This window comes from Vibrio sp. 2-Bac 85 (genome assembly GCF_037546705.1).
Taxonomy (GTDB): Bacteria; Pseudomonadota; Gammaproteobacteria; order Enterobacterales; family Psychromonadaceae; genus Psychromonas.
In genome coordinates this window covers 97492-120333 of record NZ_JALAAB010000016.1, presented here as the reverse complement: position 1 = coordinate 120333, position 22842 = coordinate 97492, and the positions used below count along the sequence as shown (strand labels likewise).

At 37.8% G+C, this 22842-nt stretch carries 14 protein-coding genes, 7 tRNA genes and 1 pseudogene; 3 read left to right on the top strand and 19 right to left on the bottom strand.

The window, feature by feature from the left end; genetic code table 11:
* The 8 genes and pseudogenes from MT390_RS15570 to MT390_RS15535 all read right to left on the bottom strand — a co-directional run.
* Positions 1-759: pseudogene (locus tag MT390_RS15570) on the bottom strand (hypothetical protein); the annotation flags it as partial.
* Positions 760-1691: 932 nt separating this feature from the next.
* Positions 1692-1767, bottom strand: a tRNA-Val gene (locus tag MT390_RS15565).
* A 25-nt stretch (positions 1768-1792) separates the two neighbouring features.
* Positions 1793-1868, bottom strand: a tRNA-Val gene (locus MT390_RS15560).
* Between the two features lie 37 nt (positions 1869-1905).
* Positions 1906-1981, bottom strand: a tRNA-Val gene (locus MT390_RS15555).
* A gap of 26 nt (positions 1982-2007) precedes the next feature.
* A tRNA-Val gene (locus MT390_RS15550) sits at positions 2008-2083 on the bottom strand.
* A 36-nt stretch (positions 2084-2119) separates the two neighbouring features.
* Positions 2120-2195: transfer RNA gene (locus tag MT390_RS15545), tRNA-Val, on the bottom strand.
* A gap of 33 nt (positions 2196-2228) precedes the next feature.
* Positions 2229-2304 (bottom strand) — tRNA-Val (locus tag MT390_RS15540).
* Between the two features lie 45 nt (positions 2305-2349).
* Positions 2350-2425: transfer RNA gene (locus tag MT390_RS15535), tRNA-Val, on the bottom strand.
* 270 nt (positions 2426-2695) lie between these two features.
* Between MT390_RS15535 and gltX the strand changes: the two genes are divergently transcribed.
* The gene (gltX, locus tag MT390_RS15530) at positions 2696-4120 is read left to right on the top strand and encodes a glutamate--tRNA ligase (protein ID WP_166373210.1); all 1425 of its coding nucleotides are present in this window, start codon (positions 2696-2698) and stop codon (positions 4118-4120) included.
* A gap of 110 nt (positions 4121-4230) precedes the next feature.
* Here gltX and MT390_RS15525 read toward each other — a convergent pair whose 3' ends face one another.
* Positions 4231-4848: a DsbA family protein gene (locus MT390_RS15525; RefSeq protein ID WP_499442051.1), complete on the bottom strand. Its 618-nt coding sequence runs from the start codon at positions 4846-4848 to the stop codon at positions 4231-4233.
* A 190-nt stretch (positions 4849-5038) separates the two neighbouring features.
* On the opposite strand from MT390_RS15525, the gene MT390_RS15520 reads away from it, so the two are divergent.
* Complete coding sequence (locus MT390_RS15520) at positions 5039-5623, top strand: thymidine kinase (RefSeq protein WP_499442050.1); 585 nt, start codon at positions 5039-5041, stop codon at positions 5621-5623.
* Between the two features lie 169 nt (positions 5624-5792).
* Here MT390_RS15520 and MT390_RS15515 read toward each other — a convergent pair whose 3' ends face one another.
* From MT390_RS15515 to tig, 6 genes are all read right to left on the bottom strand, one after another.
* Positions 5793-7691, bottom strand: coding sequence for a SurA N-terminal domain-containing protein (locus MT390_RS15515; protein WP_499442049.1), 1899 nt, complete (start codon positions 7689-7691; stop codon positions 5793-5795).
* Positions 7692-7771: 80 nt separating this feature from the next.
* Positions 7772-8047 carry an HU family DNA-binding protein gene (locus tag MT390_RS15510; RefSeq protein ID WP_028869511.1) on the bottom strand — a complete coding sequence of 92 codons (276 nt, stop codon included), beginning with the start codon at positions 8045-8047 and terminating at the stop codon, positions 7772-7774.
* A gap of 155 nt (positions 8048-8202) precedes the next feature.
* The gene (lon, locus tag MT390_RS15505) at positions 8203-10560 is read right to left on the bottom strand and encodes an endopeptidase La (protein WP_166373214.1); all 2358 of its coding nucleotides are present in this window, start codon (positions 10558-10560) and stop codon (positions 8203-8205) included.
* Between the two features lie 164 nt (positions 10561-10724).
* Positions 10725-12020 (bottom strand): ATP-dependent protease ATP-binding subunit ClpX, encoded by a 1296-nt coding sequence (gene clpX / locus MT390_RS15500; protein WP_166373216.1) that lies wholly within the window; start codon positions 12018-12020, stop codon positions 10725-10727.
* Positions 12021-12039: 19 nt separating this feature from the next.
* On the bottom strand, positions 12040-12663 hold the full coding sequence (clpP, locus tag MT390_RS15495; protein WP_028869508.1) for an ATP-dependent Clp endopeptidase proteolytic subunit ClpP: 624 nt from the start codon (positions 12661-12663) through the stop codon (positions 12040-12042).
* 114 nt (positions 12664-12777) lie between these two features.
* Positions 12778-14085 carry a trigger factor gene (gene tig / locus MT390_RS15490; RefSeq protein WP_166373218.1) on the bottom strand — a complete coding sequence of 436 codons (1308 nt, stop codon included), beginning with the start codon at positions 14083-14085 and terminating at the stop codon, positions 12778-12780.
* Positions 14086-14703: 618 nt separating this feature from the next.
* Between tig and MT390_RS15485 the strand changes: the two genes are divergently transcribed.
* Positions 14704-15060, top strand: a complete 357-nt coding sequence (locus tag MT390_RS15485) for a VOC family protein (protein WP_499442048.1) — start codon at positions 14704-14706, stop codon at positions 15058-15060.
* A 224-nt stretch (positions 15061-15284) separates the two neighbouring features.
* Here the strand turns inward: MT390_RS15485 and MT390_RS15480 are convergent, their stop codons facing one another.
* The 4 genes from MT390_RS15480 to recB form a co-directional block, all read right to left on the bottom strand.
* Complete coding sequence (locus MT390_RS15480) at positions 15285-15908, bottom strand: MarC family protein (protein WP_166373222.1); 624 nt, start codon at positions 15906-15908, stop codon at positions 15285-15287.
* A 243-nt stretch (positions 15909-16151) separates the two neighbouring features.
* Positions 16152-16613 (bottom strand): Cys-tRNA(Pro) deacylase, encoded by a 462-nt coding sequence (gene ybaK / locus MT390_RS15475; RefSeq protein ID WP_166373224.1) that lies wholly within the window; start codon positions 16611-16613, stop codon positions 16152-16154.
* A 114-nt stretch (positions 16614-16727) separates the two neighbouring features.
* The gene (recD, locus tag MT390_RS15470) at positions 16728-18908 is read right to left on the bottom strand and encodes an exodeoxyribonuclease V subunit alpha (RefSeq protein ID WP_499442047.1); all 2181 of its coding nucleotides are present in this window, start codon (positions 18906-18908) and stop codon (positions 16728-16730) included.
* A complete protein-coding gene (gene recB / locus MT390_RS15465; RefSeq protein ID WP_499442045.1) occupies positions 18902-22840 on the bottom strand; it encodes an exodeoxyribonuclease V subunit beta in 3939 nt (1312 codons plus the stop codon). The genes recD and recB overlap by 7 nt, the downstream gene beginning before the upstream one ends.
* Between the last annotated feature and the right edge of the window lie 2 nt (positions 22841-22842).

Genomic DNA, 22842 nt, shown 5'->3' with positions numbered 1-22842 from the left:
TAATGTTAAGATCGGTGCATCATTTGTAGTGGTAATACTTGGGTCATGGCTTACCGGCTGACCGTCAACTTGGCCATCATTTGGTGTTAATGTATATGGAGGCAAATCCTGGCCGTTATTAACCAAAGCCGCTCCAGTTTCTGTTAACACAACATTACCATTACCATCTAAGGCATAGTTTTCAGTGTCGCTTAAAGTAACTGTAACTTGATCACCATCTAAATCATTAATGGTATAAGTTGAAACCACGGCACCAATGACTGCACTACCATCATCTTCGATAAAGTTGTTAGTATTTGTTAATGTAAGTGTTGCTACAGAGTTAACATTAAAATTAGCATCGTCATCATTTTCGTCAGTAAACACTTGCGTATCTATAGTGGGGGTATTGAAGGCAGATGTTTGGAAAGCAGTGGTGGCAATAGTTTCGGCGCCATCTCGAGCGAAATCAACAACAGAAGAACTCCCTCCATTCGATAATTCACCGGCAGCAGTTTCAATATCTAAATCAAAGACCTCTTCGCCAAGCGCAAGTAACGCTTCTAAATCGTCAATATTTTCGATATCTGAGACAATTGCTTCTTCAGCATCAACTTCAGAGACGACATCATCCGTCGCAGTTGGGACTAATTGATCTTCCGTTGCAATTAATTGTTCTTCACCGGCTTTTAATTGCTGTTCAGCTTCAGTCACTTGTTGTTCATTTAGTACAACTTCAGTGTCATTCGTATCATCAACTAGATTATTTTGCTTTTCCATTATTTTTCCCCAACGCGACTATTCTAATTCTAATAAATAAACTATTAGAAAATTTAAAAATAAAATACACAACAAACTTATCCTTTTTTTATTGCATATTTATTTTGTAAAAAATTATTTTTTTGATTATTGTTTCAAACTGTTTGTTAATGTCTATTTCTTATGTAAAACACTATAAATTATATATTCCAAAAAAATCAAATAAACCAATACTAAAGTAATAGAGATAAGTGTTTTAGTCAAATTTACATTTAGTATACGTTGCACCTTAACTATCTGATCACTTAGCTTATTTAAATTGATAAAAATTCATCTTCATTAGCTAGAAACCTTGATATGAGTGTCTTTATGAAAGCTGTTTATTATGCCCATACCAATAGAATGAAATGTTTATAGTGGTATATGTTTACAGAAATAATATTAGTTATATCTTAAAATTATGATCATAATCTTTATTATACTGATAATGAAAAGAAACCTTGTTTTTTGTTCGATAAATGTAGACTAGTTAATAGAAGTATTAATGTAGATGTCGTTTATTTATATAAAGCATGTAGTGATCTCAATCGAGAACAAATGACTGAACTATCTAGGGTTAAGAATAAAGTAACTATAGAAGTCATTATTTGTAATAACCAATTGTTCTGACAACGGAAATAGACTGGAACAATTTTAAATCGGCTGATTAATTCTAAAAATTCTGAGAGTTATAGTAAGACGTTCCGAATTAAAGCAGTAACTAAAATGCCATTAATTTTAATAAGTATAAATCAATTAACTATTACTTAGATCTAAACAGCCACTTATGAAATAAAGGATTAACTTCAGGTATAAAAATTAATATAGGTTCACAATGGATTTAAATGAGGATTATTTTCTATTTATAGACTTATTAAATTGATTATTTAATAAGTGAGTGACTAGATTAAAGATGGTGGGCGATACTGGGTTCGAACCAGTGACCCTCGCCTTGTAAGGGCGATGCTCTCCCAACTGAGCTAATCGCCCATCTTTAAATCTTTTTCAAATATCATGGTGGGCGATACTGGGTTCGAACCAGTGACCCTCGCCTTGTAAGGGCGATGCTCTCCCAACTGAGCTAATCGCCCATGATATTTTAATACCGTACTGATAAAAACGTAAAGATGGTGGGCGATACTGGGTTCGAACCAGTGACCCTCGCCTTGTAAGGGCGATGCTCTCCCAACTGAGCTAATCGCCCATCTTTAAATCTTTTAATAAATATCATGGTGGGCGATACTGGGTTCGAACCAGTGACCCTCGCCTTGTAAGGGCGATGCTCTCCCAACTGAGCTAATCGCCCATGATATTTATTGTTGCCATAATAATAAACTAAAGATGGTGGGCGATACTGGGTTCGAACCAGTGACCCTCGCCTTGTAAGGGCGATGCTCTCCCAACTGAGCTAATCGCCCATCTTTAAATTTTATTGCTATAACATTTGAAAGTGGTGGGCGATACTGGGTTCGAACCAGTGACCCTCGCCTTGTAAGGGCGATGCTCTCCCAACTGAGCTAATCGCCCACTTTCAAAGTTCAAAATTTTAATTCTCTTGAAGAACAAGTAACATGGTGGGCGATACTGGGTTCGAACCAGTGACCCTCGCCTTGTAAGGGCGATGCTCTCCCAACTGAGCTAATCGCCCATGTTACTCTTTACTAACAAAACATTAAATTGAATGCCGTTGTTTGTGGGGCGTATTATAGGGTTCGACTTTTTTCAGTCAAGGCCTTTTTAAATAAAACTGTTCTTTTTTGCTTAACTGCTTAAAGGGCAAGCAAAAAACGCTTAATTTTTATTGTTTTCACCCTTTTCAGAGGCAAATGCGCGCTATCGATAAATAGTTAATGTAATTAGATGCGGTTTCGTTAAAATACGGCAATGATTATTCAATAGTTCCATAAGGAAATTTTTAATGACAGTTAAAACTCGTTTTGCTCCTAGCCCAACTGGGTATTTACACGTTGGTGGTGCGCGTACAGCACTATACTCATGGCTACATGCAAAAAGCAAAGGTGGTCAATTCGTATTACGTATTGAAGATACCGATATCGAGCGCTCTACTCAAGAAGCTGTTGATGCGATTCTAGAAGGTATGACTTGGTTAGGTTTGGATTGGGACGAAGGGCCTTATTATCAAACTAAGCGTTTCGACCGTTACAATGAAATGGTGGATAAGCTATTAGCTGAAGATAAAGCTTACAAATGTTACGCACCTAAAGATTTATTAGATGAGATCCGTGCCGAGCAAGAAGCTAATAAAGAAATGGCACGCTATGATGCACAACATCCTAAAATTGTTGCAGTGAATCAAGCAGCAACAGCCGATCAACCTTGTGTTATTCGTTTCCGTAATCCAAAACAAGGTTCAGTGATTTTTGATGACGAGATCCGCGGAAAAATAGAAATAGCTAACGATCAACTTGATGACCTTATTATTCGTCGTAGTGATGGTTCGCCAACATATAACTTCTGTGTTGTTGTTGATGATTGGGATATGGGCATTACTAACGTTGTACGTGGTGAAGACCATATTAATAACACACCTCGCCAAATCAACATCTATGAAGCACTTGGTGCACCTGTACCACGTTTTGCGCATTGTTCAATGATCTTGGGTGATGATGGCGCAAAACTTTCTAAACGCCACGGTGCTGTTTCTGTCATGCAATATCGTGACGAAGGTTATTTACCAAATGCATTAAATAACTACTTAGTTCGTTTAGGTTGGTCTCACGGCGACCAGGAAATATTCTCACAACAAGAGATGATTGACCTATTCAGCTTGGATCATGTTAGTAAGTCTGCATCAGCATTTAATACTGATAAATTACTTTGGTTAAACAACCATTACATTAAAACATCAAGCCCTGAATATGTTGCAGGTCATCTACAATGGCATATGCAGCAGCAAAATATTGATACCAGTAATGGTCCCGCTTTAACAGAAGTTGTTACGGCATTAGCAGAACGTGCAAAAACATTAGTAGAGTTAGCAAATTCTAGTCGCTACTTTTATGAAGACTATGAAGATTTTGATGCCACGGCAGCTAAAAAACATTTACGCCCTGTTGCTAAAGAAGCTTTACAGCTTGTACAAACAAAACTACAAGCTAGCGATGATTGGTCAGAAACTAACTTACACCAAATTATCGAAGATACCGCCGCTGAACTAGAAGTAGGAATGGGTAAAGTAGGCATGCCGTTACGCGTAGCAATTACAGGTGCAGGTCAGTCCCCTTCTCTTGATGTTACATTAGCACTAATCGGTAAAACACGTAGTGTTGAACGTATCTCGCGTGCTATCGCTTTCATTGAAGCACGTGAAAATGCAGCGTAAACCTTATTAAGTGAGACGTTAGCTAAATTTAAAGCCCGTTAATGAAATGCTACATTAAGTTAGCATCCATAAACGGGCTTTTTTATTCACTAACAACTTTAATTGCTGAATTAATTTAATAAATCCATAACTTGTTGATAGGTTTTTTGCCAATTTAGATAATCAATGGCTACCGGTATATGTTGACCATTAACTGCTAAAACCAATGATGGAAAACCTTGAATAGGCAACTGACGACTAGCCGAAATTTCTTGATGAAATCTCACATTCACTTCGTCATCATTCAATTGTTGTTCGAACCATTCCCTATTAAAACCAATACTTTCCGCTAACTCTGCCAATGTAGAGGTTAATGATGGATTCTTTGCTTGCAAATAATAAGCCTGCTGAATAGCAAATAACATGGCTTGTTCTTGGTCATTATCTCTTGCAATAAGGCAAGCACGACAAGCGGGATAAGTTGATCGTTGCGGTGCGCATTGTGTCCAAAAGTCAAAATTGAATTGTGTGCCTAATTGGCTGTGAATTTTATGCCAAATTCCCTGTAACATCTGTTGCATTTCATTAGGCATAACAACATCAGAATCTGGTGCTAACCCACCTAACTTATATTCAATGCTTAGATCCTTTGATCCTAATGCTTGAGATAGTTTTAACCAACTATCTCGATATCCCCAACACCAACTACACATCGGATCATATACATAATATAAAACTGCTTTACTCATTACTCACTCCATTTAAAAATACTTTATGCCAATGTTATTTCAATTTATTTACATCACTACATTACAGTAAATATATACCGAACAATAACAAAGTGATTGGGTAGTGTTATAATACGTTATTAGCCCTGCGAACCATAAAAAGTTCTTTGCAGTTTGGGTATATTAATCAGCTTGATAACAGGACTTTATTTTGGCACAACTTTATTTTTATTACTCCGCAATGAATGCAGGTAAATCAACGTCACTATTACAATCATCATATAACTATCGTGAACGAGGCATGAATACATTTGTATTAACTGCAGCCATCGACAATCGCTCTGGTATTGGTAAAGTTTCATCACGACTCGGCATTGAAAGCGATGCGCATATCTTTGCAGCAACGGATAATTTAGCTGAAATGATCGCTGAAGTACATCTGCAGCAAAAACAACACTGCATTTTAATCGATGAGTCTCAATTCCTAAGTAAACAACAAGTTAGAGAGCTTACCTATGTTGTGGATATATTAGATATTCCAGTACTTTGCTATGGTATTAAAACAGATTTCCAAGGTGAACTATTTCCAGGCAGTCAATATTTATTAGCCTGGGCGGATAAATTGATCGAGTTAAAAACAATCTGCCATTGTGGTCGTAAAGCTAATATGGTTTTACGCTTGGATGGAAATGGTGAGGCAATTCAGGAAGGTGCTCAGGTTGAAATAGGTGGAAATGAAAGTTATGTCTCTGTTTGTCGTAAACACTTCAGGAAAGTATTTTGGGATAAAGAGTGATAAATTTTACTGAGTCTACATAATCTCAATTCGGGGTAATAAAACAAAATCAACAAGTTACACATTAAAAAAGCGACTCATTGAGCCGCTTTTTATTTATCTAGGTTTTATAGAATAACTTATTAATTATGAAAAATAGTTTATTAAGTCATTCATTAGACATTAGGACTTATTGTTCACCCGCATAGCTAATATCAGCATTGTCTAACAAGTACGTCACTAATGCTTGATAAGTCGCTTCAGAAGTACTGCGCTCTAACATAGTTGATAATTGCGTTTTAGTCTGCTCATTCGCTTCTGCATTATCCACATCAACAATGTCAGATAACTCAATAACTGCAAAATCACCTTGTGCAGTAACCACGTAATCACGTGTCACATTTTCAGCTTCTGGTTTAGCTAATTGGAACAAACGTTGAATAACCTGAGCATCATAATCGCGGCTATAGCGTGCTAGCGTCAACGGTGCAGTGAACGCGATACCTTTATCCGCTAATTCAGCTGCAATTGATTCACCAGCGTTTAATTTAGCCATTAATGACTCTACAAATTGTTGTGCTGCAGCTGCTGCTTTTTGCTCTTCAAGTTGTAATGTAATTTGCTCAGAAACGTCAGCTAATGGTTTAGTCGCTGCGTCTTTGTGAGCTTTAACTCGCACTACAATTGCTTGAGAATCATTAAGTTCAATAATCTCAGAGTTTAAACCTTCAGCACGGAAATCTTCACTAAACACTTGATTAAGTACATTACGGTTATCAACTGAACTTGGAGCATTATCAGCTGAGAAGAAACCTGTTGTTTGAATCGCTACACCAACTTCAGCAGAGGCTTCTTCTAAGTTATCAGGAGACTCGAATGCGACTTCACTTAAACGTTGGTATAAGTTGTCGTACATCTCTTTCATCTTATCGTTTTTAAGCGCGATTTCGATTTTAGATTTAACTTCATCCAACGGTAATGTTGCTTTTTCCTGTGCTTCAATTAATTTGATAATATGAAAACCAAATTCTGATTTAACAACATCAGATAGAGGCGCATCAGTTGTTAACGAAAAAGCACTTTTATCAAATGCAGGATCCATAACACCACGCTCGAACCAATCTAATTCGCCATTATTTTTACCAGAAAAGACATCATCTGATTTTGTTTTTGCTAATTCAGCAAAATCCGCACCCGCTTTTAATTCATCTAAAATAGCTTGTGCTTTATTTTTCGCTTCTTCTGAATCACCTTGAACCAGAATATGAGCTACTTTACGACGTTCAACACGTTGATATTGATCCGCATGTTGTTCGTAGTAAGTTTCAATATCTTTCTCATTCAGGTTAACTTCTGGTGCTAATGTTGCAGCATCTAACAGAATGTATTCAACATCAACTTGCTCAGGATTTTGAAACTGCTCGCTGTTATCTGCATAGTAGGTATTGATTTCATCTTCAGACACAGAATCTGTAGTCATAAAATCAGCACTTTTTATATTCAAAATACGTGCAACACGTTGTTGACCTTGCAATTGATAAGCTTGCTCGACTTCTAATGGTAAAACAAACTCACTACCCACTAATGATTCTAATAGTTGTAGTCGTACTAAGTCAGTTTTAAAGTTTGCACTGAATTGTGCTGGAGCTAAGTTATTGTTACGTAATAAAGACAAGTATAAGTTGTTATCAAATTTACCATCAACTTGGAATTCAGGCATATTTCGAATAGCTTCTTTAACTTGATCATCGCCGACACGTAAACCCATTTCAGTAACGGCTTGTGCAATTAAACGCTCAGTGATTAATGTCTGTGTAGCTTGAGCACGAATCTGTTGTGTAAAACCAGGTGTAGAAGCGATCAAGTCAAACTGTTCGCCGTATTGCTGTTGTAAACGCGCTCTTTCATTTTGATAAGCTTGTTCAACACTTTGTTGTGAAATACCTTCACCGTTAACCGTGACAACTGCACTTTCTGAAGTAGTCCCTAAATAGCTACTCACCCCCGCCAAAGCAAAAGACAGGATGATCACCACTAAAATACTTTTAGCTACGATCCCTTGAGAGCCTTCGCGCATTTTATCTAACATAATATTTTACTCTTTAAGACTTAAAAACAAAAAAGCGCATCATAGGACGCGCTTAATGCATAACGGTGCAATAAAAACGCTTATGCGTTGATAGCATCTTTTAATGATTTACCCGCTTTAAATGCAGGTACTTTTGCTGCTGCGATTTGAATGGGCTCATTAGTTTGTGGATTACGGCCTGTACGTGCAGCACGCTCTTTTACTGAGAAAGCACCAAAACCAATTAGTGATACGCTGTCGCCTTCAACTAAAGCTGTAGTAACGCTGTCGATAAATGCATCTAATGCGCGACCAGCTGCAGCTTTTGAGATATCTGCGCTTTCAGCGATGTTATCGATTAATTGTCCTTTGTTCATTTGTAAATCCCCTGTCTATAATAAATTGGTGCTATTTTAAGATTGAATGGCACATAGTAAAAAAATACAGGGCTAGGCTACTGTTCTATTCAAATTCAAGCAAGTAAATTTGAATAAAATTAGGTAGATAGCCCTTATTTTATGCGGTTTGTCACCTATTTTTCAGTTTTTCCGATAGAAAAACCTTTAATGCTATCTTGTAAAGCGATTTCTAATACTTCATCTATCCAACGAACTGGCTTAATTTCTAGTTGGTCCTTAATATTATCAGGGATTTCTTCTAAGTCACGTGTATTTTCAAACGGAATCAATACCGTTTTAATACCACCACGACGAGCCGCTAATAATTTTTCTTTTAGACCACCAATTGGAAGTACTTCTCCACGTAACGTAATTTCACCTGTCATCGCCACATCAGCACGAACAGGAATACCTGTTAAGCTAGAAATTAACACCGTACACATTGCTGCACCAGCACTTGGGCCATCTTTTGGCGTAGCACCTTCAGGCACGTGCACATGTATATCACGTTTTTCATGGAAGTCGCTATTAATACGCCATTCTTCAGCTTTCGCACGCACCACTGTCATCGCAGCTTGAATAGACTCTTTCATCACATCACCTAATGAACCAGTGTAAGTTAACTTACCCTTACCCGGTACAGAGGTTGCTTCGATAGTTAATAAATCACCACCAACAGATGTCCAAGCAAGCCCTGTAACTTGGCCAACTTGATTTTCAGAGTCTGCTTTACCGAAGTCATAACGACGTACACCTAAATAATCTTTTAGATTATCAATAGTAACATCTACTTTTTTCAGTTTTTTGTCTAATAAAATATCTTTCACAACTTTACGACAAATTTTAGAAATCTCACGCTCTAAAGCACGTACACCGGCTTCACGCGTGTAATAACGTACGATACCAATTATCGCGCTATCATCAATTGAAATTTCTGATTCTTTTAGACCATTACGCTTAATTTGTTTGCTTAATAAATGGCCATTAGCGATGTTAAGTTTTTCATCTTCTGTATAACCAGATAAATGAATCACTTCCATACGGTCTAAAAGTGGACCTGGAATATTCATTGAGTTAGACGTCGCAACAAACATCACATCAGAAAGATCGTAATCAACTTCAAGGTAATGGTCATTAAAGCTATTATTCTGTTCTGGATCTAACACTTCTAATAATGCAGAAGCAGGATCACCACGCATATCGGAAGCCATCTTATCAATTTCATCTAATAAGAATAATGGGTTTTTAACGCCCACTTTAGTCATTTTTTGAATCAACTTACCCGGTAACGAACCAATATAAGTACGACGATGACCACGGATCTCAGCTTCGTCACGTACACCACCTAATGCCATACGTACATACTTACGGCCAGTTGAGCGCGCAATGGATTGGCCTAAAGATGTTTTACCAACACCTGGAGGCCCCACTAAACATAAAATAGGGCCTTTCAATTTATTAATACGTGTTTGAACTGCTAAATATTCTAAAATGCGCTCTTTGACTTTTTCCAAACCGTAATGATCTTCATCTAAGATTTCTTGTGCTTTAGCTAAATTCTTTTTAACAGGACTGCGTTTCTTCCACGGTACATTCACTAAGCTTTCAATGTAAGTACGTATAACACTTGCTTCCGATGACATCGGTGACATCATTTTTAGCTTTTTAAGTTCAGATAACGCTTTTTCTTTTGCTTCAGCTGACATGCCAGCCGCTTCAATTTTTTCTTCTAATTGCTCAAGGTCACTTTGACCTTCTTCACTATCGCCGAGCTCTTTTTGAATCGCTTTCATTTGCTCGTTAAGATAATACTCACGTTGGCTGCGTTCCATTTGTTTCTTAACACGGCTACGAATACGTTTTTCAACTTTTAGAATATCTTCTTCATTTTCCATCATACCCATTAGATATTCAAAACGTTCAGTCACATTAGTTAACTCTAACGCCGTTTGTTTATCTTCTAGGCTTAATGGCATATGCGCTGCAATTGTATCTGCCAAGCGCTCTGGTTCGTCGATACCATTAACAGAAGCAAGTACTTCAGGTGGAATTTTTTTATTGAGCTTAATATATGACTCAAATTGTCCTAATACGCTACGTATCAGCGCTTCTTCTTCTTTCTCATCGACGCCTTCACTTTCTAGCAGCTCAACTTCAGAAAAGAAGTATTCTTCATGATCTATGTTACGAAGAATAGTGGCTCGTTGCACACCCTCGACTAGCACTTTGACCGTGCCATCGGGTAATTTTAATAATTGTAAAATATTAGCAACCGTACCCACTGAGTATAAATCCTCTATTTTAGGATCATCTAGTGAAGCTTCAGTTTGTGCTACTAATAATACCTTTTTGCCCTGCTCCATCGCAGCTTCTAAACAGCTGATCGATTTTTTTCTGCCGACAAATAATGGAATAACCATGTGCGGGTAAACAACGACATCACGGAGTGGTAAGACAGGTAGCGTCAACAGCTGGTCTGTTTCTAATTTCATATTGTCCCCAGAAAAAGTATTGAAAATAAATACATGAAATGAATGCACGCGTAAAAATATTTTTACTTGTATCCAATATTGGGGATGTTAAGTTTTTTTTCAAGCTTAGAAACAAAAAAAGAGAGCATAATGCCCTCTTTTTTTATTTTATTGTTATTAATTGCTTATTTATCAGACGATACGAGTTTATTTTCTTCTTCTGAGTAAATTAACAAAGGTGATGCATCACCCATAATAACGTTTTCATCAACAACCACTTTGATTACATTTTCAACTGAAGGCAGGTCATACATCGTATCTAATAACACAGCTTCAACAATAGAACGTAAACCACGTGCACCAGTTTTACGGTTCATCGCTTTCTTAGCCATCGCTGTTAACGCTTCAGGACGGAATTCAAGTTCAACATTTTCTAAGCCGAATAAAGCAGCATATTGTTTTGTAATTGCATTTTTAGGTGCAGTTAAAATTTCAACTAATGCTTCTTCATCTAATTCAGTTAATGTTGCAACTACTGGTAAACGCCCGATAAATTCAGGAATCAAACCATATTTTGCTAAATCTTGAGGTTCCACTTTCTTGAACGTATCACTTAATGACGCTTTAGCATCTTTATCGCGCACGGTTGCACCAAAGCCAATACCTGCACCGGTGTTAATACGTTGCTCAATAATGCTATCTAAACCAGAGAATGCGCCGCCACAAATAAATAATATTTTAGATGTATCAACTTGAATAAATTCTTGGTTTGGATGCTTACGCCCACCTTGTGGAGGAATAGAAGCAACGGTACCTTCAATCAGTTTCAATAATGCCTGCTGAACACCTTCACCAGAAACATCACGAGTGATAGATGGATTCTCAGATTTACGCGTTATTTTATCAATTTCATCAATATAGATGATACCGCGTTGCGCTTTCTCAGGATCGTAATCACATTTTTGTAATAGTTTTTGAATGATGTTTTCAACATCTTCACCCACGTAACCAGCTTCAGTTAAAGTGGTTGCATCTGCCATTGTAAATGGTACATCTAATAAACGAGCCATGGTTTCAGCCAGCAGTGTTTTACCACTACCAGTTGGACCAATCAGCAAAATATTAGATTTGCTTAACTCAACACCATCGGCGATATCACCGTGTTTTAAGCGTTTGTAATGATTATAAACAGCAACAGATAGCACTTTTTTTGCTAAATCTTGGCCAATAACATAATCATCTAATGACGCACGGATATCATGGGGTGTTGGTAATTTTTTATTGCTGTTAGTACTGGTTTCAGCATTACTTGTAAGCTCAGCAATTTCTTCTTTAATGATGTCATCACAAAGATCAACACATTCGTTACAAATATACACAGAAGGTCCTGCAATCAGTTTTTTAACTTCATGCTGACTTTTACCACAGAACGAACAATACAATAGGCTGCTATTAGCATCATTGTTGTTTTTATCGGACATAGTTATCGTTATCCCTTATTTATGCTCTGCGAGTTAAGATTGAGTCAACAATACCATAGTCAACTGCTTCTTGAGCTCGCATAAAGTTATCACGGTCAGTATCCTGAGCAATAACTTCAATATCTTTACCCGTATGGAATGCTAATAACTCATTCATACGCTGTTTTGTTGCTAAAATTTCTTTTGCATGTATTTCAAAATCAGAAGCTTGACCTTGGAAACCACCTAGTGGTTGGTGAATCATCACCTTAGCATTAGGTAATACATGACGTTTACCTTCAGCGCCACTTGCTAATAAAAATGCGCCCATACTAGCGGCCATTCCCATACAGATAGTACTTACATCTGGTTTGATAAATTGCATTGTATCGTAAATTGCCATGCCAGCGCTAATCGAGCCACCTGGTGAATTAATATAAATGTAAATATCTTTTTCTGTGCTTTCAGACTCTAAAAAAAGTAACTGCGCAGTGATCACGTTAGCCATGTGATCTTCAACAGGACCGGTTAAAAAGATAACACGTTCCTTTAATAGTCGAGAATAGATATCATATGAACGCTCACCTTTTGCCGTTTGTTCAACAACCATAGGGATAAGTGCGTTACTGATTTGTTCCGTATTTCCAGCAAATGGGTTAGTCATATTCCATCCTAATTATTTATTTTTATTGTTTGCGTTAAAAATGAAAATGGCCCGAGTGAAATCACCCGAGCCATTGAAATGTATAACCACTTGAATTAATAGTTAAAGAAACTATTAAGCAGCAGGTTTATTCATTACTTCATCGAACGATTTTTTTACTTCAGCTACTTTAGCTTTTTCAATGATAAAATCAACCGCTTGCTCTTCTAATGCAACATTTTCCATGTTTTGCATTAGTTCTTTGTTGTTTTTGTAATATTCAACAACTTCAGATGGGTTTTCGTAAGCAGAAGCAGCATTTTCAATTAATGCAGCAACTTTTTCTTGGTCAACTTTTAATTCGTTAACTTTGATTACTTCACCTAGTAAAAGACCTACTTTAACACGTTTTTCAGCTTGCTCAGTAAACAGTTCAGCTGGTAACTCAGGCAAGTTGCTTGGGTCCATTTGCTTACCGTAACGTTCCATAGCTTGTTTACGTAATACGTTAACTTCACCATCAACTAATGCTTTAGGCACTTCGATTTCGTTGTTTTCAACTAATGCAGTTAATACGTTGTCTTTAGCAGTATTTTTTAATACTTGCTCAAGTTCACGTTGCATGTTTTTCTTAACGTCTTCTTTAAGAGCAGCTAGGTCACCACTTTCAACGCCGAATTTTTTAACGAATTCTTCTGTTAACTCAGGTAATGTTTGCTCTTCAACTTTAGTTAAGTTGATTGCAAATTGTGCTGTTTTACCTTTTAACTGTTCTGCATGGTAATCTTCAGGGAAAGTTACGTCGATGTTGAACTCTTCGCCTGCTTTTTTACCAACGATACCTGATTCAAAACCAGGGATCATACGGTTACTACCTAAAACGATTTGGAAACCTTCCGCTTTACCGCCTTCAAATAATTCGCCGTCAATAGAACCTTCAAAATCAACAGTTACTTGGTCATCGTTTTGAGATTCACGCTCAACGTCATTCCATTCAGCATGTTGCTTTTGTAATGTTACTAACATTTTATCTAAATCAGCATCTTCAACTTCAGCAGTCACAGTTTCTACTGTTAATGCGTCTAATTCATTTAATGTTACTTCTGGGTAAACTTCAAATGTTGCAGTGAAAACAAAATCTTCACCTTTTTTACGAGCAACAGGAGCTACAGCAGGTGCGCCAGCTGGGTTTAATTTTTCAGCAACAATAGCTTCATAAAAGTTGCGTTGCATGATTTCGCCGCCAACTTCTTGCTCAACAGCTGCGCCAAAACGCTTAGCAATAACTGATGCTGGAACTTTACCTGGACGGAAACCATCAACACGTTGTGTTTTTGATAAATGACGTAGACGTCCGTCAAATTCTTTATCGAATGTTTCAGCAGCAACAGTAATTGTTAATACGCGCTCTAGGCCTTGTGTAGATTCAACAGAAACTTGCATTTTTATTCCTTTATCTTTTACGTTAAAAATTGTATTTACTGATAAAAGCCTATTTATTTATTCGCTTTCATCACTAAGGTGTATTTGCTTAGACTAACCGCATGATAAAATAACACCTTAATCAAAAATCATTTTATGATTTCTATAGTGAAATTTAAGACGCGCCATTATAGACACTGTTTTGCTGATAGTCGATAGGTAGCAGATAGTAAAAACCGAGTGCTAGCTCAGTTTTTTAGAAGATCAGTGCTATTTTTGGCAATTCATAAAAAAATAAGTGCTAAAAGAGCAAATAGTTTTAGACCTGTGATCGCTTTCTGTTTATAAATTTTATGATTCAGCGATAGTAACTGCTTAAATACTTGCAGGCCATTGCATAGGTACTTGTTTAGATACTTGTTTAGTAATTCGTAAATGCTTGCTTAAATAACGCTCACATTCAAAGTGGTTAGCAACTGACACCATCAAATATCTTTAATGTTCACCAGCATATAACAAGCGAGAGCAAGACTAAAAAAATTAAACCATGCTATTTAGGTAAATTAACAGCATTAACATTTTTAAAGCACCGGATTCAACATTGAAGCACTTATCATTTCAATCTAAGAGGGATAAGCCATGACTAAAAGCGACAAGATAAATTACCTTGAATATCCAGCGAAAGATTTAGCGGCCACTAAAACTTTCTTTACCCAAGTTTTTAACTGGCAATTTACTGATTATGGGCCAGATTATATTGCGTTCGTCGAAAAATCAGGACTTAACGGTGGTTTTTATCGTTCTCCGCTAATCTCAAGTTCTGCAAACGGCGCTGGCCTGACAGTATTTTACACTATGGAAATAGCTGCGCTTGAGCTAAAAATAGTGCAAGCCGGCGGTAAAATAAGTACCCCGCTGTTTGCGTTTCCGGGTGGTGTGCGCTTTCATTTTACCGAACCAAGTGGCAATGAATTCGCCGTTTGGTCTGAATCCTAAGAAAAGTAGCTCATTCAATACATAGCTTTAGTGACTAAGTCTAATCGCTTTAGCTAATAAGCCTATTAATGCGTTATTAAAGGGCTTGTTACAGCGCTTAGCGCAAGCTTTGTTAGCTCTTTCATTACATAGTTTGTTAAAAACATAGCTTGCTAAAAACAATTTTAAATAACGCTTAAATACTGTGTTAACTTTTTATTCAATAGCTAACACCGCACTATTTTTTATTGAGCGACCAACCCACCAACAAAAAATCCTTGGATCCCAGAGAATACAATTTGTGCGCCAATAGCAGAAACAAATAATCCTGTGATTTTAGGTAATACCTCTAAACCTTGCTGACCTAATAAACGTTGGATTTTATTAGAAAACAACAGCACAGCTGCCACCGAAACTACAGCAGCAATCAAGGCTAATACCACCACAATCGTATCGGCTAATCCATCTAACTCAGCACCAATAACCATCAATATACCAATCATACCTGGACCAACTGTTACCGGAATAGCTAATGGAACAATGGCAAAATCAACACCGCGTTTATTAGAGCCTTCTGGTCCTTCAGGCACTTCTGTGCCGCCTTTGATCATTTCTAACGCACTTAAAAATAACACAGTACCAGCACCAATTTTAAAGGCATCTAATGTAATACCAAATAAACTGAAAATATATTGACCGAAGATCAGGAATACTAAGCTAATGATGAGCACAGTAATGCTTAATTTAAGAATTATTTGCTTCTTTTCCGATGAGGTTAATCTTTTACTCATGATCAAAAAAACAGATAACACAAAAAACGGTGTCATCATAAAAAATAGTTTTAAATATAGGGTAATTACTTGTTCCATCTACTGTCTCATTAACAATTAAAAAAGTGTTTCCGACGCTACGCCAGAAAATTCAGCGCATGCTAACATAGACGTATTGAGAAGCTAGATAGTATTTAAAATAAATCTGTGTTTATGAGGAAATGAGTCAAGGTTTAAACCTGTCAGCGAAAGGATCTATTTTACGATCAACTGTCCCCTTCAACACAATGTAGATGCAGACAGAATCTAGACCGGAGCGCTAACAGGAGTAAATAAAAAACATTAAGTTAAATCAACAAAGCGAGCCGATAAAAGATCTGCTAAGTCTTGCGCTGCTAACTGTATCTCTAACCCTCTTTTACCTGCACTTACATAAATAGTTTGTTGTGCTAATGCACTTTCGTCAATCAAGGTTGGCAATTGTTTCTTTTGTCCAAGCGGGCTGACGCCACCCAGCACATAACCCGAAGAACGTAACACATCATTTTTATTCGCCATTTGCGCTTTCTTAGCTTTTAATGCCGACGCGACGGCTTTTAAATTAAGTTGTTCCGTCACTGGTAGTACTGCCACCACTAATTGTTTATCAACTTCAACCACCAAGGTTTTAAAAACTTGTAGTGGGTCCACATTCAATTTCTCAGCGGCTTCTAAACCATAGGATTCAGCTTTTTTGTCATGTTTATATTGATGTACTTGAAACGTTATTTTATTTTTTTCTGCTAATAATATTGCCGGTGTCATTTTTACTCGCCTATTATCAATAAATTAAGTATCTACCCATTGCCCAATTAAAACTGCTTGCTGTTTGCGAACATAACGGTTTGCTAAAATAGCTATTTTCTCAGTAAGTACTCATTAATTTGTGCTTAATCGTTCGGTTAAACGGCTATTTCTACTTGCTCTATTCCTCACTGAACTGGCTACTAATGAAAGATCAGCAATCAGCGTTAATTGTTTTTTTGCACGTGTAATACCCGTATAAATCAACTCCCGATTCATCACAGGTAACGCATAGTCAGGCAAAGCCAGCAAGGTATGTTTAAATTCTGAACCTTGGCTTTTATGCACCGTCATTGCAAATACCGTTTGATGAGTAGGTAATCGACTAGGTTGAAAGTCAGCCACGGAACCATCAGGCATCACGAAATAAACCCTTAATTGCCCACTTTGATCAGCTAAACACACGCCAATATCGCCATTAAACAATCCAAGGTGATAACTGTTTTCAGTCACCATCACAGGACGACCAAGATACCAAGTTTGTGTGAGGTCGAAACGACGTGCTAATAAACCCGCCTTTTGCAATATTTTTTCACAGCGATGATTTAGATTATCAACACCCCATTCCTGCTCACGCGTCGCACAGAGAATTTTAAAATCATTAAATTGCTGTAACAATTTTTTTGCTTGATCGCGGTTATCGTCATTAATCGCGCATATATCAGATAAATAAGGGCCATAACCCTCAATCACTAGCTGTTCAAAGATGGCATCACTTTGAGGATCATTAGGATAATAATTTAGATCATCGTATTGTTCACATAGTCGCAATAGTTTGCCTGCAGTAATACCGCCTTTATTGATCGCCGATGCTAAGTAACCAATGCCGGAGAATTGATCAAAACGGTAGCTCTTTTTCAATAAACATAAATTATCCGACATTCTTGTTTGGGATACTGCTGTTTGGGATATTGTAGTTTTAGTCGTAGCAGCTTCGGATGCAGCAGCTGTCGCAATGTTTGCTTGATCTAATAAACTATCGAAACCAGTTAAATCTGCTAATTGCTGTGCTTTTTGTTGGCTATAACCCGATTCAATAAACGAACAAATATCACCTAATACTGCGCCCGCTTCAACGGAAGCTAATTGGTCTTTATCACCGAGCAAAATTAAACGAGCATGATCCGGTAAAGCACTCAATAGCTTAGCCATCAAAGGTAAATCAACCATAGAGGCTTCATCCACCAGCAGCAAATCTAATACTAACTTGTTGTGTTCGTGGTGACGAAAATGGGCGCTATTATTACGTACGCCTAATAAGCGGTGAATAGTACTAGCATCAGTAGGAATGAGCTGTGCAACGGTTTTATCTAAATCCAAATCTGCTAATGCGTTAGTAATCGATTCCGTTAAACGTGCCGCTGCTTTACCCGTTGGCGCTACCATTTTTATCATTAAATCTGGCTCAGCATGTAATAACAAAGCCAAGAGTTTAACCACAGTGGTGGTTTTACCTGTGCCTGGACCACCTGAAATAACACAACGCGCAGAGGTTAACGCCAATGCCGCGCTTATTTTTTGCCAATCACAACGCACGTGATTGCTTATTAGTGTTGCTAATGAGTTTAAATCGTCCGCGCAGTTTGCTTTACTGAAAACAGCGGCAACCGCTCCCCAATCAACGACAGCATTATCGATAACATCTAAAAACTTTTCACATAAAATCTGTACCGATTGAGTGTTATCTTGTTGCCATGCCTGCCATAAATAAGTGTACTGAGGTTTAAACAACTGTTCTAAATATGCTTTGCTTTCTTCACTTACTTGTACAGCAATAGGCTGCAAAAGTTTATTTGAAATAAGTTGCTCAAATTCAGCGTAACGTGCCATGAATAAAGCGTCATACTGCAAGCGTAAAGGCGCATCGTCACCACAACAAATACTTTCATTTAAGGCATAATGCATTTGTTGTTGATCATGAAAAATACAAGACACCTGTAGACGTTCACTTTCAACCTTTGAATCGATACCAAGCTGCAAACAATGCTGATGGAACAAACTACCTATTTTATCGATAGGTAAACAAATATGACCGCCACCGAGTTGCTGGCTCACTAGCGCAGCCGCTAATTGCATTAAATTATCAGCCCCTAATTGCGCCATAAATTTTGCAAAATGGAAGTCTATTGGGCGAATTTGTTGATTTAACTGGCAGCGCTTTAATAACGCTAACATATCCTGTTCACTTGCGCTGAGCTGTTCGCTTATGATCCCTTGTACCGACTTAGTGCCAAGGTTATTATTTTTATCTAGCATGACAACTCCTCTCGCAGTTTTTCTGCGCTTAACTCACCGCTTAATAATTTATCTAATTTATCAATCAGTTCAAACTTTGGTTTAGTGAAATAAGAACCTGCATTGTGCTCTCCTTGCATTCCCCGTAAGAAGGTATAAAACACACCGCCAATATGTTGCTCGTAATCGTAATCATCTAAGCGTGATTTTAACAAACGGTGCAATGCCAAGGTATATAATTGGTATTGAAAATCATAACGATGCTCAACAATTGCATCGGCCATGGCCTGTTCACTATAATCCGCGAGACTATCACCTAAGTAGTTAGACTTATAATCCAATACAAAATATTGCCCTTGATATTCGAAAGTTAAATCAATAAAGCCTTTGAGCATGCCTTGCACTTGGTTGAACTGTAATAAACCCGCACGTGCCGATAAAGGGTCATAATGAGTAATCAACTGGTTCACCGATGACGCTTCAATCGGTTGCATCGGAATAAAGAACTGCATCTCTACTTTCTTTTGCGCTTCACTTAATTGCGACAGCGATAACTCAGGATATTCATTGGCAGCTAATTGGTGCGCTAAAATATGCGTTATCCATTCACTGACAATCGGTGCCCACTCTTCCGCTGGTTCATAACCATTAATAATTAAACGGTCCGTTAACCAAGGGATCAACTTATCTGCGGGGCTATCTTGAAAATCGAGTTCTTCAAACAACTCATGTAAAAAAGTACCGTGTTTTGCACCACGCGGAAAACTAAATACATTATTAACTTGCTGCTCTTGCGGTACTAGAGTCGGTTGTAGTAACGAAGGTTGCTGTAACTGTTCTAAGGTTTGAACACTTTCTTCTGGAATTTTTTTGGTCTGTTTATCTTCAATGGTTGGCGCGCTATGGAAACGAGATAAAGCCGAGTAACTAGTCACCCACCAATTTTTTTCAATGTGTCCAACAAACTGCTCAGGTGCAATTAATTCAGCCGCAGATTGACTGGTCGCTTGATAGGTTTCACTCAAGGGATTTGGTGTATTACGAATACCGATATTTTTCGACATGTCACACACACTTTTTAATAAGTGTTGCAGTTTTTGGTCATCACCGGCCTGTAACTCTTCACCCGCTTTAACACATAAATAACCCAACGCACTTTTGGTTAACGGTGAGACTTTAGCGCGTCCTCTTTTATAAGGGCCAATGCCTAAATAACAACGATAAACACTGCGCGTTAAACCGACATAAAGCAGTCGAATATCTTCCGCTAACAACTCTTTGGCAGTACTTTCTCTATTTGCCTCTTCGCCATTTAAATCAAATACTAAACGTTGTTGGCTATCGTGAAACAAACATTCTTTAGGTTCACGATATAAACCACTAAATGGAATAAATACAATATCGTATTCTAGCCCCTTAGATTTATGTAAAGTACTCACTTGCACTAGCTCTTTTTCACTTTCTAAGCGTTGTTTCTGCTCACCTTGCTCGTTTTTAGCATTATTTATCTGCTCGCTAAACCAACGTAATAACGCAAAGGCCCCTTCATACACCATACTGTTTTTTTGCAATAATTCAGCGAGATGTAAGAGATCCGTTAATGTACGCTCCCCTTGGTTTTGCGCTAATAAATTGGCGCTAATACCTTGCTCATGAAAACACTGTTGCAACATCACCAATATGCCACTTTCTTCCCATACGGTTTTATAACGCGCAAAGTCAGCAATTTTAGCTTCCCAACTGGCGGTGTCAGAAAAGGTAAAGTGAATTTGATAAGGGGTTAACGAAAACAATTTACAAGCAATTGCAGAACGTAAATAACGTTCATTACTTGGGTGCAAGCAGGCACTCAATAAACGCAACAAATCCTGCGCTAAAGTGCTTGCAAATACACTCTCCTTCAATGACAAATACACACTATTAATATTTTCTTCTAATAACGCTTTACGAATAATGTTGGCTTCGTTACCGGTACGGACTAATACTGAAATGTTATTCGCTAGAATAGGTGATTTATTACCTTCTGAGTCTTCTAAATAAGCTTGGTCTTGCTGCGCCAATAACAATAACGCCTTAACCTCATTCACTGCGGCTTGTGCACTTGCATATCGAAAGGCATCGCTACTTAAACCACCATTAATATGTAAAAACTGCAATGCTGTCTGTTGATCATCATCAGGGTTATTGACCACTAATTTTTTACGTTTAATGGGTGGCGCTTGTACAGGGAAAAAAGGAATATCTTGATCATAAATAAACGGTGCGACTCGATGTTGGAAAAAACCGTTTACCGCATCAATCATTTCCGCACTGGAGCGATAGTTATTATCCAAACTATAATGCGCGGTGACCGCATTACGCGCTTTCATATAAGTAAAAATATCTGCACCACGGAAGCTATAAATCGCTTGCTTAGGATCGCCGATCATAAATAAACCTGATTGGTCAAAGCGCGATAATTGTTCTACTTGATCTATTCGGCCTTGAGCTTTAGTGCCGTCTTTAATTTGATCCGACATATCATTCGCCGCGTCATCAATCGCATCATTAAGCGGATCGTTAAGCGGATCGTTAAGCTGATCATTATCAACACTAACTTGCGCATAAATCGTATCAAAAATACGGTATTGCACCGGGTCAGTATCTTGGAATTCATCAATCAAGGCGATCGGATATTGCTGCTTTATTTGTTGCCCTAAATGCCCTGCTGGCGACACCTGCAATGCATGATCTAAACGCGTTAATAAATCATCAAATCCTAACAACATGTGCTGTTGTTTGGTGTTCTGTAAATTCTCTTTTATCCAATGTGTCGCTTTAATCAATAAAGTATTTTTAATCGAAATGTCTTGCTCAAGTAAGGCTTCAACTAATTCAAATGTTGCATGCGTTGGCGCAGCACCTTTCTTCGTTTTATTAATTAATTCAGCTTGTGAAAACTTAGATAAACTTTTAGGTAGTGTTAAGTCCAGCTGGGTAGATAACGCCCATTCACTGACATTCTTAAACCAGTCCGGCAAATTACGTTTACTGTAACTTCGCTTGTCGACACCTGAATGCGTGATAATGTCTAGGTAATCATCCTTATCAGCATTCCAGGCTTGTTTTACCTGTGCAATGGCATTTAAACTTTTTTCATATTTACTTTGAAAATCAAAATCAGTAATAGCTGGAATAAACGTTAAATCATTGCGTGACAACCATTGCTGTAATTCTGATTTTAACGCTGCAGGGGTCGCCCAATAACCATAAATAACTTCCGTTAATGACGTAGATAATTGATAAAAATGTGCGCGCCAAAAGTCGTTACAGGCTTGGCTTAAAATTTCAGAATCGTCTTCTAATAAGGTTTGTTGAAATAAGCTACCTGACTCAAAGGCATTTTGCTGTAACATGCGCTGACAAAAACCATGAATGGTAAAAATAGACGCTTCATCCATTTGTAATTCAGCAAAACGTAGTAAACGAATATCATGTTCAAGGTTGGTGCTATCTTCAATCAATTGCTGGCAATAATCATCTTTACTACTGCCTGCAATAAACGCTAAACGTGTTTCACGAATACGCTCTCTAATTCGACTTCTTAGCTCTGCAGTAGCCGCTTCAGTAAAGGTCACCACTAAAATCTTATCTACGGTTAATGCCGAATAATGCGCAGTTTGGCTGCTAGCTTGACTAGTGCTTTGCATGGCACTTTGCTTAGTTTGCTCAGCACTTTGAATAACATTTGTATTATTGCCATCTAACGGGGCATCGCCTTGCTTACCATGACCTAACAGCAAGCGAATAAATAAACTCGCAATGGTATAGGTTTTACCCGTACCCGCTGACGCTTCTATCAATCGACGCCCAAACAGTGGAAAGGTTAACGCCTGTAAAGGGGTTACAGAAATATCGCTATTGATCTCATCATTAGCCATATCAAGGTCGAGGTTTAAATTTTCTTCTACCATGA

What these genes read in the sequence shown, in the direction of transcription:
- gltX (WP_166373210.1), top strand. Translation starts at nt 2,696, where the DNA reads ATGACAGTTAAAACTCGTTTTGCTCCTAGCCCAACTGGGTATTTACAC.
- MT390_RS15525 (WP_499442051.1), bottom strand. Translation starts at nt 4,848, where the DNA reads ATGAGTAAAGCAGTTTTATATTATGTATATGATCCGATGTGTAGTTGG.
- MT390_RS15515 (WP_499442049.1), bottom strand. Translation starts at nt 7,691, where the DNA reads ATGTTAGATAAAATGCGCGAAGGCTCTCAAGGGATCGTAGCTAAAAGT.
- MT390_RS15510 (WP_028869511.1), bottom strand. Translation starts at nt 8,047, where the DNA reads ATGAACAAAGGACAATTAATCGATAACATCGCTGAAAGCGCAGATATC.
- lon (WP_166373214.1), bottom strand. Translation starts at nt 10,560, where the DNA reads ATGAAATTAGAAACAGACCAGCTGTTGACGCTACCTGTCTTACCACTC.
- clpX (WP_166373216.1), bottom strand. Translation starts at nt 12,020, where the DNA reads ATGTCCGATAAAAACAACAATGATGCTAATAGCAGCCTATTGTATTGT.
- clpP (WP_028869508.1), bottom strand. Translation starts at nt 12,663, where the DNA reads ATGACTAACCCATTTGCTGGAAATACGGAACAAATCAGTAACGCACTT.
- tig (WP_166373218.1), bottom strand. Translation starts at nt 14,085, where the DNA reads ATGCAAGTTTCTGTTGAATCTACACAAGGCCTAGAGCGCGTATTAACA.
- MT390_RS15485 (WP_499442048.1), top strand. Translation starts at nt 14,704, where the DNA reads ATGACTAAAAGCGACAAGATAAATTACCTTGAATATCCAGCGAAAGAT.
- MT390_RS15480 (WP_166373222.1), bottom strand. Translation starts at nt 15,908, where the DNA reads ATGGAACAAGTAATTACCCTATATTTAAAACTATTTTTTATGATGACA.
- ybaK (WP_166373224.1), bottom strand. Translation starts at nt 16,613, where the DNA reads ATGACACCGGCAATATTATTAGCAGAAAAAAATAAAATAACGTTTCAA.
- recD (WP_499442047.1), bottom strand. Translation starts at nt 18,908, where the DNA reads ATGCTAGATAAAAATAATAACCTTGGCACTAAGTCGGTACAAGGGATC.
- recB (WP_499442045.1), bottom strand. Translation starts at nt 22,840, where the DNA reads ATGGTAGAAGAAAATTTAAACCTCGACCTTGATATGGCTAATGATGAG.